General features: G+C 65.7%; 13 protein-coding genes and 1 tRNA gene. 5 read left to right on the plus strand and 9 right to left on the minus strand.

Going from position 1 to position 11,416, the window contains the following annotated elements; all coding sequences use genetic code 11:
* Window positions 1–8: 8 nt before the first annotated feature.
* Window positions 9–275, minus strand: coding sequence for a PP0621 family protein (locus tag B2W70_RS02510; protein WP_286742513.1), 267 nt, complete (start codon window positions 273–275; stop codon window positions 9–11).
* A gap of 9 nt (window positions 276–284) precedes the next feature.
* Entirely contained in the window at window positions 285–1,133 is an 849-nt protein-coding gene (locus B2W70_RS02515) for a cytochrome C assembly family protein (RefSeq protein WP_286742515.1), read from the minus strand.
* 32 nt (window positions 1,134–1,165) lie between these two features.
* Here B2W70_RS02515 and ffh point away from each other — a divergent pair, with 32 nt between their 5' ends.
* Together ffh and B2W70_RS02525 are read left to right on the plus strand one after the other, a co-directional pair.
* A complete protein-coding gene (ffh, locus tag B2W70_RS02520; RefSeq protein ID WP_286742517.1) occupies window positions 1,166–2,545 on the plus strand; it encodes a signal recognition particle protein in 1,380 nt (459 codons plus the stop codon).
* A gap of 163 nt (window positions 2,546–2,708) precedes the next feature.
* Window positions 2,709–3,659: a DUF2726 domain-containing protein gene (locus B2W70_RS02525; protein ID WP_286742519.1), complete on the plus strand. Its 951-nt coding sequence runs from the start codon at window positions 2,709–2,711 to the stop codon at window positions 3,657–3,659.
* 39 nt (window positions 3,660–3,698) lie between these two features.
* On the opposite strand, the gene ftsY is transcribed toward B2W70_RS02525, so the two are convergent.
* Complete coding sequence (gene ftsY, locus B2W70_RS02530) at window positions 3,699–4,865, minus strand: signal recognition particle-docking protein FtsY (protein ID WP_286742521.1); 1,167 nt, start codon at window positions 4,863–4,865, stop codon at window positions 3,699–3,701.
* 55 nt (window positions 4,866–4,920) lie between these two features.
* On the opposite strand from ftsY, the gene rsmD reads away from it, so the two are divergent.
* The 3 genes from rsmD to B2W70_RS02545 are packed head-to-tail and all read left to right on the plus strand — an operon-like array spanning window position 4,921 to window position 6,528.
* The gene (gene rsmD / locus B2W70_RS02535) at window positions 4,921–5,655 is read left to right on the plus strand and encodes a 16S rRNA (guanine(966)-N(2))-methyltransferase RsmD (RefSeq protein WP_286742524.1); all 735 of its coding nucleotides are present in this window, start codon (window positions 4,921–4,923) and stop codon (window positions 5,653–5,655) included.
* Between the two features lie 44 nt (window positions 5,656–5,699).
* Window positions 5,700–6,233 (plus strand): pantetheine-phosphate adenylyltransferase, encoded by a 534-nt coding sequence (coaD, locus tag B2W70_RS02540; protein WP_407638778.1) that lies wholly within the window; start codon window positions 5,700–5,702, stop codon window positions 6,231–6,233.
* 10 nt (window positions 6,234–6,243) lie between these two features.
* Window positions 6,244–6,528: a YfhL family 4Fe-4S dicluster ferredoxin gene (locus tag B2W70_RS02545; RefSeq protein ID WP_286742526.1), complete on the plus strand. Its 285-nt coding sequence runs from the start codon at window positions 6,244–6,246 to the stop codon at window positions 6,526–6,528.
* Window positions 6,529–7,042: 514 nt separating this feature from the next.
* Here B2W70_RS02545 and pth read toward each other — a convergent pair.
* The 6 genes from pth to B2W70_RS02575 all read right to left on the minus strand — a co-directional run.
* On the minus strand, window positions 7,043–7,684 hold the full coding sequence (pth, locus tag B2W70_RS02550; RefSeq protein ID WP_286742528.1) for an aminoacyl-tRNA hydrolase: 642 nt from the start codon (window positions 7,682–7,684) through the stop codon (window positions 7,043–7,045).
* Window positions 7,685–7,792: 108 nt separating this feature from the next.
* Window positions 7,793–8,410 (minus strand): 50S ribosomal protein L25/general stress protein Ctc, encoded by a 618-nt coding sequence (locus tag B2W70_RS02555; RefSeq protein WP_286742531.1) that lies wholly within the window; start codon window positions 8,408–8,410, stop codon window positions 7,793–7,795.
* An 87-nt stretch (window positions 8,411–8,497) separates the two neighbouring features.
* Entirely contained in the window at window positions 8,498–9,460 is a 963-nt protein-coding gene (locus B2W70_RS02560) for a ribose-phosphate pyrophosphokinase (RefSeq protein ID WP_286742534.1), read from the minus strand.
* Window positions 9,461–9,648: 188 nt separating this feature from the next.
* A tRNA-Gln gene (locus tag B2W70_RS02565) sits at window positions 9,649–9,725 on the minus strand.
* A gap of 130 nt (window positions 9,726–9,855) precedes the next feature.
* Window positions 9,856–10,815, minus strand: a complete 960-nt coding sequence (ispE, locus tag B2W70_RS02570) for a 4-(cytidine 5'-diphospho)-2-C-methyl-D-erythritol kinase (protein ID WP_286742536.1) — start codon at window positions 10,813–10,815, stop codon at window positions 9,856–9,858.
* An 11-nt stretch (window positions 10,816–10,826) separates the two neighbouring features.
* Window positions 10,827–11,416, minus strand: a 590-nt coding sequence (locus B2W70_RS02575; protein ID WP_286742538.1) for a lipoprotein insertase outer membrane protein LolB, incomplete at its 5' end; no start/stop codon positions are given.

Below are 11,416 nucleotides of genomic sequence, written 5' to 3' on the forward strand. Positions count from 1 at the left end.
ATGTCGGGTCAGCCGGGGCGGCGGGCCACCTGGAGGTGTGCTTCGCTGCAAAAGGGCTGGCCTTGCCCGTTGACGAGGGCCTCGCTGGCCGGCAGGTGAACGCCGCAGTGCGCGCAGGGGACCATGGCGGTCGTTTGGGTTGGTTCAGGCTTGGCCTGGGCCGGGCGCGGCGGCTGCGCAGGCTCACTGGATCGAACGCCGCGCAGCAGCTTGCGCACGCCAGGCGAATACAGCAGCCACAGCACCAACGCAGCCAGCAGGAGGAACTTCAGCATGAGGGCCCTTCAGGCAGCAGGACGGTGAAGCAGGATCTCGAGCACGAAGCGCGACCCCACGTAGGCCAGCAACAGCAGCAGCGAGCCCGCGATCAACCAGCGGATGGCCTGCCTGCCACGCCAGCCGAAACGGGCGCGGCCAACGAGCAAGACGGCAAAGACGCACCATGACAGGACCGAGAAGATGGTTTTGTGATCCCACTTCCAAGGCGATGTGAAGGCGGCACCCAGCAACAGGGTCAGGCTCAGCATCGCGAAGCCCGCAGCCACGAACTTCAGGGTCAAGGATTCCAGCCGCAGCAGCGGCATGCCCAGCGCTTGTCCGGCGGGCCGGTGAGGTGAGGGGATCTGACCTGAGCCTGCTGTGCCGGAGCGCAGGCGGCGCTCGGCGTGCGTCAGCAAGACCGCATGCAGCAGGGCTGCGCCGATCAGGCCGTAGGAGGCAAACCCCGTGACCCAGTGCAAGGGGGCCCAGGCATCGATCTGGCCGGCCGCATGGGTCCGTCCGGGGAAGACCCAGGCCAGCACCACGCTCACAGCGGCCAGCAGGGCCAAGGTCTGGCGCACAGCAGGCAGGCCCAGGCGGCGGCTTTCCAGGGCGTACACGCCCAGCACCAGCCACGACGTGACCGACAGCGCAGGCGCGAAACCGAAGCGGGCGCCCGCCTGGGGGGCATCGAGCGCCAGTACGTCCACCCCGATGGCCACCGCCTGCGACAGCCAGGCGAGCAGGCAGAAAGCCGCCAGCACCGTGGGCACGCGGTGTCCGGTCTGCTCGGCGCGCTGGGGCCAGCCGATGGCCACGGCGTAGCCGATGACGGCCAACACGCTGGGCCAGAAGGTGGGCGATAAAATCATGTGATCAGTTTACGAGAGCAAAGCGCTTCTTCATGGCTTCCAACCTCACCGAACGCCTCAGTCGCCTGGTCAAAACCATGCGCGGGCAGGCCCGCATCACCGAATCCAACGTGCAGGACATGCTGCGCGAGGTTCGCATGGCCCTGCTGGAAGCCGACGTCGCGCTGCCTGTGGTGCGCGACTTCGTCGCCCGCGTCAAGGACAAAGCGCTGGGCCAGGAGGTCATCGCCTCGCTGACGCCCGGGCAGGTGCTCGTCAGCATCGTCCAGAAAGAGCTGGCCGCGACGATGGGCGAGGGCATCGCCGACATCAACCTCGCCACCCAGCCGCCCGCCATCATCCTGATGGCCGGTCTGCAGGGCGCCGGCAAGACGACCACCACCGCCAAGCTCGCCAAGCACCTGATCGAAAAGCGCAAGAAGAAGGTGCTGACGGTCTCGGCCGACGTTTATCGCCCTGCCGCCATCGAGCAGCTCAAGACGGTGACGGCGCAGGCCGGCGCCGAGTGGTTCCCTTCCACGCCCGATCAGAAGCCAGCCGACATAGCGGCTGCGGCAGTCGATCACGCCCGCCGCCATTATTTCGATGTGCTGCTGGTGGACACCGCCGGCCGACTGGCCATCGACGAAGCGCTCATGGCCGAGATCAAGGCCCTGCACGCCCAGCTCAGCCCGGTCGAAACCCTGTTCGTGGTCGACGCCATGCAGGGCCAGGACGCCGTCAACACCGCCAAGGCCTTCAAGGACACGCTGCCGCTGACCGGCGTCGTGCTCACCAAGCTCGATGGTGACTCGCGCGGTGGCGCGGCGCTGTCTGTGCGCCAGGTCACCGGCGTGCCGATCAAGTTCGCCGGTGTGTCCGAAAAGATCGACGGCCTGGAGGTGTTCGACGCCGAGCGCCACGCCGGCCGCGTGCTCGGCATGGGCGACATCGTGGCCCTGGTCGAAGAGGTGCAAAAGGGCGTCGACATCGAGGCCGCGCAGAAGCTGGCCGAGAAGGTCAAGTCCGGCGCCGATTTCGACTTCAACGACTTCCTCTCGCAGCTCAGCCAGATGAAGAAGATGGGCGGCCTCTCGGGCCTGATCGACAAGCTGCCCACCGAGATCGCCGCCAAGGCCGGACAGGCCGACATGGGCAAGGCCGAGCGCGACATGCGCCGCATGGAAGGCATCATCAACGCGATGACCGCCAAGGAGCGCGCCCAGCCCTCTTTGCTGATGGATGGCAAGAGCAAGGCCAGCCGCAAGCGCCGCATCGCAACCGGTGCGGGGGTGCAGATTCAGGACGTCAACCGCCTGCTCAACCAGTTCGACCAGATGCAGGGGATGATGAAAAAGATGAAGGGTGGCGGCCTGTTCAAGATGATGAAACGCATGGGCGGCATGAAGGGCTTGCCCGGCATGGGACGCTGAGCCGCTGAGCCGCATTTCAGCCTGACCGCCAACTTTTGCACACCTGTTAGCGGATGTGACGTCTGTACCGCTTGGTTGAGGTGGCCTTCAGTCATCGCCTGAACAGCCGATGATCCGGCGGATGTGGGTGGCTTCACCCACGACCGAGTTGGAAAGGTTTGGTATGGACGTCGTTTCGATGTGGCCCATGTGGCTGGCAGGCGTGGGCACCTTGGGGCTGGCTGCGGCTTTGTGGGTGGTGCGTCAGCGCGCCGCTTCGCAGCGTGCGCGGGCCTCGCGTGCCGCGCGCCGAAGGTCTGAAAAGGCCGGTCGTGATGACGATCGCTCCGATGCATCGGCTCGTCGGGAACAGCGCGACGCGGGCAAAGGAAGGCGCCTGGGCTTGTCTCGGGGCCGAGGAGAGCGAACCCCCGATCAACTCGACACCTTGATCGACTGGGCTCCCGTGGCCACGCGTGTGTTGACCGCCCACGAGCGGGAAGCCTGGCACGTCCTGCGCCGGGCGCTGCCCGATCACATGGTGCTGGGGCAGGTGCCGGTGGCCCGATTCATCAAGGTGCCCACCCGCAACCCGTATTCGGAGTGGTTGCGTCGCGTCGGCTCTCTGTGCGCTGACCTGGTCGTCTGTGACGCTCAGTCCCAGGTGATCGCCGTGGTCGAGGTGCGCCAGCCTGCTTCAAAAGAAAACGAGCGCGCCCGCCGTCGGCATGCGCGCATGGATCGCGTGCTCGATGGCGCGCGCATCCCGGTTCACATCTGGCTGGAAGGTGCTTTGCCAGGGCCGGTGGTGGCCCGCGAGGCCATCCTGGGCGCTGCCACAGCCAGCACCGGGCCGCAGAGCCAGTCGGGCAACGACACGGCGCGTCGCGACGCGGAAGCTGCGGCCGTCGTGGCCTCGCTGCAGGGCGGCGGCAACTTCGAAGGGCTTTCGCTGCAGGAGCGGGCGATCGACGTGGTCATCGACGAGGCCATGGACGAGTGGGAGGCCAGCGGTGGCGCCGACGGCGAACGCAAGGAGCCCCCACCGTCGACGTGGTTCGACGACATGGACCTCGATTCGGGGCGCATGCCGCTCGACGGGGCCCAGGGCACCCGCGTTGCTGAAAAGGCCTGACCTGTTGCGCCGCCCCAGCGAACCGCCGGCGCAGGTTGATCAGCTCAACAGCGCCTGGGCGAACTCTCGTGCCTGGAAGGTTTGCAGGTCTTCCAGTTTTTCACCCACGCCGATGAAGTAAACCGGCACCGTCGCCTGGCGCTCGCGCGACCAAAGCGCGATGGCAGCCAGCACACCGCCCTTGGCCGTGCCGTCCAGCTTGGTGATGATCACGCCGGTCAGGCCCAGGGCCTGATCGAAGGCCTTGACCTGTGCCAGCGCGTTCTGGCCCGTGTTGCCATCGACCACCAGCAGCACCTCGTGGGGGGCGCCGTCCATGGCCTTGCCGATCACGCGCTTGACCTTGCTGAGCTCGTCCATCAGGTGCAGTTGCGTGGCCAGTCGGCCTGCGGTGTCGGCGATGACCACGTCACAACCGCGAGCCTTGCCTGCCTGAACGGCATCGAAGGTCACGGCCGCCGGGTCTCCGCCGTCCTGGCTGACGATGTCGACGCGGTTGCGATCGGCCCAGACCAGCAACTGCTCGCGCGCAGCCGCGCGGAAGGTGTCGGCGGCGGCCAGCAGCACCCGTTGGCCAGCATCCGAGAGGTGACGGGTCAACTTGCCGATGGTCGTGGTCTTGCCCGCGCCGTTGACGCCCGCGACCATGATGACCGTCGGGGTGTGCTCACCCACCTCCAGGCTTTTCTCGAGCGGCTGCAGCAAATCGGTGATGGCGTCGATCAGCAGGCCCTTGACCTGCGCAGGGTCCGTGGCCTTGGCCTCCTTGACGCGGTGCTTGAGGTCTTGCAGCAGGTGCTCGGTGGCGGCCACGCCTGCGTCGGCCATCAACAGGGCGGCTTCGAGCTCTTCGTACAGCGCGTCGTCGATCTGCGTGCCGGTGAAGACCTGTGCGATGCTGGAGCCGGTCTTGCGCAGGCCGTTGCGCAGCTTGTCGAGCCAGGAGCGGCGCGCAGGTTCGGCGCTCGTCACCACGGGCTGCGCATCGGCCACCGCGGCAGGGGCGGCGTTCGTCGCAGGCGTGGTGGCGCTCGCCGCCGTTGCGCGAGGCAACAAGTCGGTGTCGCTGGGCGACTGCTTGGGCGGCGCTGCCGATTCGGCCGCGCTTGCCTTGCCCTGTGCGCCGTCGGTGGGTAGCGCCTCGCTCGGGGTGGCATCAGGCTGAGCCGCGCCCCACCCCAGCTTTTTCTTGATGAAACTGAACATGTGCAGGATTGTAGAGGGGCGCTTCTCTACAATGCGCGCTCCTGCACGACACGCCATGCCACCACGCTCCCCCCGCCACCCTCGCGGCCCAGCCGACCGCCCCGATGCGACCCAGGGTGTCCGCGAGCGCCAGGCTCGCTCGGCGCAACGCGTGGCCGCGAGCTCGACCCAGGAAGTGCGCCTCATTGGTGGCCGGTGGAAACGAACGCCCCTGCCCGTGCCCGTTGCAGCAGGCTTGCGCCCGACGCCTGCCCGTGTGCGAGAGACCCTTTTCAACTGGCTGGGCCAGGACCTCTCCGGCTGGCGTGTGCTGGATGCTTTTGCCGGCTCTGGGGCCCTTGGCTTGGAGGCCGCCTCGCGAGGCGCCGAACGCGTGACCCTGGTCGAGCGCGATGCCACCCTGGTGCGCTCGCTCAAAGCCGTCGTTCAACGCCTGACGCAAGGCACTTCAGCCCAGCCAGGGCAGCGCCTGGAGGTGTTGCAGGCCGATGCCCTGAGCTGGATGCCGTCTGCCCGGCAGGCTTTTGACCTGGTCTTGCTGGACCCACCTTTTGACGAAGGCCTTTTTGACGCAGCCTTGGATGCCGCCTGCACCTGCGTGCCCGAGGGCGGATGGATCTATGTCGAGGCACCCCACGAGCTGGGCGGGCCGGCATCAACGGCGGATGCTGGGGCCTGCGCTTGGTTGCACGCTCTGAGCCGCCATCGTCACGGACAGGCCGGTGCAGTGCACTTTCACCTGTTTCGCCGCGAGGCCTTCTCCCAGCCTGCGGTTGCTTCGACCGACTGAGCCTTACACTGGCGGCGCTCTCGTCGCCTCTAATGGAGCACCGATTGAACCCACCACAAGTGTTGACCGCCATCTACCCAGGCACCTTCGACCCCATGACGCTGGGGCACGCTGACCTCATGCGGCGCGCCAGCCGGCTCTTTGGTCGCCTCATCCTGGCGGTGGCTGCGGGACACCACAAAAAGACCTTGTTCACCGTCGAAGAGCGACTGGCCATGGCCCAGGAGCTCGCGAGCGAGCATGGCAACGTCGAAGTCATGGCCTTTGATGGCCTGCTTCGCGACTTTGTGGTCCAGCACGGCGGTCAGGTGGTGGTGCGGGGCCTGCGTGCGGTCAGCGACTTCGAATACGAATTCCAGATGGCCGGCATGAACCGCCAGCTCATGCCGGACGTCGAAACGGTGTTCCTCACGCCCTCCGATCAGTACCAGTTTGTCTCGGGCACCTTCGTGCGCGAGATCGCGATGCTGGGTGGGGACGTGTCCAAGTTCGTGGCACCCAGCGTGCTCCAGCGGCTGCAGGACAAGCTGGCCTCTCGCCAGCGTGGTGCCGGCGCGGCCTCGCTGACTTCTCGATAGGCTCGCCACGATGGCCCTGAAGATCACCGAAGAGTGCATCAACTGCGACGTCTGTGAGCCCGAGTGCCCCAACCAGGCCATCTCGATGGGCGAGACCATCTACGTGATCGACCCCAACCGTTGCACTGAGTGCGTCGGGCACTTCGATGAGCCTCAGTGCGTGCAGGTGTGCCCGGTCGAATGCATCCCGGTCGACCCCTTGCGCGTGGAAACCGCCGAGCAGTTGATGATCAAGTACCAGGGCCTGCAGGCGCTGGCTGCTCAAGGTGGGGGCGCCGAAGCCGCTCCTGCGTGAGAAGCCTGACCTGATCGTTTGCGCGGACTTGGGACCTCGGCCCTGAACACGTCGTTGCGGTGCTGTCGTGCGTGCCTGTTGTTGGCTCGCGCCCTGCGTCGTTCGCTTGCCTTGAGATGGCTGGCGGCTGGCTGGCCAACGCTGACTTGTCGGACTGAACCGCTCAGGCTGGCGTGGGCGTTGGCGCGGGCTTTCTCGTGCCTGATGCGTTGCCGGCCCATGGTGCGTGCCAGATCGGCCTCCCGCTTGGCCACCTGTGCAGACGCTCGCTGGTCTTCTGGCGACGGGCCCTTGCTCGCGGGCAGGACTCGACCGCCGCTCTGGCAAGGCGTGGACTGGTAGGCTGCCCCGCCTTCGCTGGACACGCACCGCCACACCTGGTCGGTCTGTGCCGACCCGCTCGTTGGCGTGCCGAGAAGAGCGCAAGCCATCAGCGACATCAGCCACACCAGCAAAGCATGGCTGGTGCGCGATGGGCAGGCGAGGGCGGTGGTGGCGAGGTGCATGGTGCGTTTCAGTTGCCCCCCGCCTCGCTGTCTTTGCACTGCGCAGGCAGGGGCTCCTTGCGCGGTGGCTTGGGTCGTTGAGGTCCGGCGTGGATGACCTTGGTGGCCTCGTTCATCTCACCCTTGAGGAATGCTTCGGTGGCGTCGAGCGATTGGTCGATGCACTTGAAGATGGACTCGCGTTCGGCTTGCGGAGGCTTGCGCAGCACGAAGGCCGCGACCTCGTGCTTGACGCCGGGGTGCCCGATGCCCAGGCGCAGCCGCCAGTAATCGGGTGAGCCCAGTTGAGCGTGGATGTCGCGCAGGCCGTTGTGGCCGGCGTGGCCGCCGCCCTTTTTCAGCTTGACCTGACCTGGCAGCAGGTCGAGCTCGTCGTGGGCCACCAGCACCTCGTCGGGGTTCACCTTGAAGAAGCGAGCCAGCGCTCCCACCGACTTGCCCGAGAGGTTCATGTACGTTTGCGGCTGCAGCAGCCACACCGGGCCCTGCGGCGTGTTGGCCCGCGCGACCAGACCGTGGTAGGCCCGATCAGGCTGCAGGAACACACCCAGGCGCCGGGCCAGGCCGTCGATGTACCAGAAGCCGGCGTTGTGGCGGGTGTCTTCGTACTCGGTGCCTGGGTTGCCCAGGCCGACAAACAGTCGAATCATGATGGCGGCGATTGTTCGCGATCAGGTCAGAAAAAGAAAAGCCCCGCCAAAGCGGGGCTTGACTCAAAGCACATGGCTTTGGAGGCCTTGTCAGGCAGGGGAGGAAGATTACTTCTTCTTCTTGCCCTTGGCGGGTTCGGCGACCACCGGAGCAGCGATCACTTCTTCCACCGGCTCGACCACGGTGGCCAGGGTCGGGGCCTTGCGGCCGTGGGTGATCAGCTTGATGTGGGCAGCCAGGCCCAGGTCTTCCACGCCGAAGACTTGGCCCTTGACGGCCTTGCTCAGGTCCAGCGTCAGGAATTCGGGCAGCTGTTCAGCCAGGCACTCGATTTCCAGTTCGGTGGTCACGTGGTTGATCAGGCACTTGTCCAGCTTGACGGCAGGAGCGTCGGCCTCGCCCACGAAGTGCACGGGCACCTTCTTGTGGATGCGGGTGGTGGCGTCAACGCGCTGGAAGTCCACGTGCAACACGAGTTGCTTGTACGGGTGCTTCTGGTAGTCGCGCAGCAGGACCTTTTCGACCGTGCCGCCCAGGTCCATCTCGAGGATGGACGAGTGGAAGGCCTCTTTGCGCATGGCGTGGTACAGCGCGTTGTGGTCCAGTTCGATGACGACGGGGGCCTTGCCGGCGCCGTAGACGATGCCGGGGGTCTTGCCAGCGTCACGCAGGCGGCGGCTCGCTCCGGTCCCCTGCACGTTGCGCTCGAAAGCGGTGAATTTCATGGAAGTACTCCAGTTGAGTGAAGCGCCCGCGACCAGGCGCTTGGAAAAAGGCCGCTGCATTGCTGAAGCAACCGAGGATTTTCGAAATCAGAAGTTGTTGTTCTGTTCCGAAAAGAGGGAGGTCACCGAGTCGCCGTCGGTGATGCGACGGATGGTTTCGGCAAACAGGAAGGCGGTGCTGAGTTGGCGGATCTTGGGCGTGCCCTTGGCGGCTTCGCTCAGCGGGATGGTGTTGGTGATGACGACCTCGTCGAGGTGAGAGGCCTTGATGCGCTCGATGGCCGGGCCCGAGAACACGGCGTGGGTGCAGTAGGCGTAGACGCTCTTGGCGCCGCGCTCTTTCAGCACTTCGGCGGCTTTGACCAGGGTGCCGGCGGTGTCGATCATGTCGTCCATGATCACGCAGTTGCGGCCTTCGATCTCACCGATGACGTGCATCACTTCCGAGACGTTGGCCTTGGGGCGGCGCTTGTCGATGATGGCCAGGTCGCAGCCGAGTTGCTTGGCCAGGGCGCGTGCGCGCACCACGCCGCCGACGTCGGGCGAGACCACCACCAGGTCGGTGTAGTTCTTGGACTGCAGGTCGGACAGCAGCACCGGGGAGGCGTAGATGTTGTCGACCGGGATGTTGAAGAAACCCTGGATCTGGTCGGCGTGCAGGTCCATGGTCAGCACGCGGGAGACGCCGACTGCTTCAAGCATGTTGGCAACCACGCGGGCTGAGATGGGCACGCGGGTCGAGCGCGGGCGGCGGTCCTGGCGAGCGTAGCCGAAGTAGGGGATGACGGCCGTGATGCGTTGGGCGGAAGCGCGCTTGAGCGCGTCGGCCATGATCAGCAGTTCCATCAGGTTGTCGTTGGTGGGCGCGCAGGTGGACTGCACGACGAACACGTCGCGGCCGCGCACGTTCTGCTGGATCTCGACGGTGGTTTCACCATCGGAGAAACGACCCACGGATGCCTTGCCGAGCGAAACGCCGAGCTGGGTGGCGATCTCCTGGGTGAGGGCCGGGTTGGCATTGCCAGTGAACAGTACGGTGTCGGAAAGCATGGCGGGCGTGACGGTGGTGGCTGCGAAAACGTCTTGCCCTTCACTTGCCCGTCGAGGAAGCCCGGCATGCGCAGCTGGTGTTCACCAGGGCTTGCCTTGGCCATCGCCCAGACATCACCTTTGAGGGTGGCAGGCTTGGGGCAAGTCGGTGGTCAGTTTGCGTGTTGCAACCGATCACCTGGAAAATTTGGCAGGGGAAGAAGGATTCGAACCCTCGTATGTCGGAATCAAAATCCGATGCCTTAACCAACTTGGCGATTCCCCTACACAGGTTTCAAGTCACTCGCCGAAGCTTTGTGTCTCGCAACCTTGTAATCTGCTCTCTTGACGAGAGACTCACATTCTAGCCCGTTTTTGACTGTGATTGCAAGTTGTTGTGTTTTTGCTTCGCTTCGTCATGGCTTGGCCGCATCGCTGCCAATCAGGTGAAGCAAAGGGTGACACGGCAACACGCGACAGACGCGACCGACCCAGTGGCCTCCATGCAGGCTCGCCTCAATCGCCTGAAGGACCTGCTCGGGGTGGGGCGTCTGTGCATGGTTGACCCATGAAAACACCGTGCTGCCCGAACCGGTCATCCGGCTGTTGCCGAAGCGGTTCTGCATGGCGCTCAAAGCTTGGCTGACTTGCCTGCCGTCGCTCGCTTCGGGCCTGAGGCTGCCGGCATCCCCAGCGGGTGGGGGCTCGGTCTCGCGCCAGGCTTCGGCGGGCTCCTGCAGGTCGTTTCGACCAAAGCGCTTTGGCGCTGCAAGAAAGGCGGCAAGTATAGCGTGCTCTGTGTCGCGTTTGAGCAAAGGGCTGCCGAAAATCGCCGAGGTCGGGATGGCAGCAGGGGGCTTGAGCAGCGCCAGTGGCGTGTCGAACACCTCGGGTGGCAACTCGATGGGGGTGATCTGCTCGCCGATGCCTTCGACCCAGGCGTTGCGGCCTCGCACGAAGAAGGGCACGTCTGCACCGAGCTTGACGGCCAGGGCTTCGAGGCGTTGTGCTGACCAGTTCAGACCCCAGAGTCGGTTCAGCGCCAGCAGAACGGTCGCGGCGTCGGAGCTGCCGCCGCCCAGTCCGGCGCCCCACGGCAATGACTTTTCGATGTGGATGTCGCAGCCGCCGTGGGTGCCAGCCTCTGCTTGGAGCAGGCGGGCGGCCCGCACACACAGGTCGTCGGCGGGCAGCGGGACGTTGAGGTCATGCCGGATGATGCGGCCGTCTTCGCGGGTCTCGATGTGCAAGGTGTCATGCCAGTCCAGCAGCACAAAGACGGACTGAAGCAGGTGGTAGCCGTCATGGCGTTTGCCGGTGACATGCAGGAACAGGTTGATCTTGGCAGGTGCTGCCAGGTCATGGAGGCTGGGCATGTCGTGTGGTGTCAGGGATCCAGTCGCACCGAAATGCGAGCATCGCGCAAGCCGGGGCGGCCGTGTCGCGTGGCGACGATGCGGCCTTGGGCGCGTTCGCGCGTGTCGATGAGCCAGCCTCTTTGTTCAAACAGGCCTGCCTCGGTTTGGGGGGTGTGAGGCAGCGCTGGATCGGGGCGCCCCTGCATCCAGTGCACCAGGGTCTGAAGGGGCAGTGCCTCGCCCAAGGCGGCTTCGGCCAGCTCCTCGATGCCGCCTCGGCGCAGGTCTTCTCCACCTCCGGGCCCGACGCGGCGAAGGGTGGCGGCGGTGGGCGTCCAGTCGATCTGGGCGACTTGGCTGCCCAGTGGTGTCATGAGAGCGAGGCTGCCGCGTTCGACTTGCCCCTGAAAGAAGAAGCCGAAGCTCATGCCTCTCGCATGCTCGTCCTGCCAGGCGCCGAGCTTGATGCCCATCTGACCTTGCAGCGCCATGGTGGCGTCCGGTGCGGTGCTGGCCTTCGGTGCAGGCGCGTCGGACAACAAGGCTTCATCGATGCGGGCACCGCCCGGGGCGGCCTGTGGCAGCGGCGCGAGGGGGGTGGGCGCGCAAGCGGTCGCAA

Source organism: Aquabacterium sp. UBA2148 (genome assembly GCF_002328915.1).
Taxonomy (GTDB): Bacteria; Pseudomonadota; Gammaproteobacteria; order Burkholderiales; family Burkholderiaceae_C; genus Aquabacterium; species Aquabacterium parvum.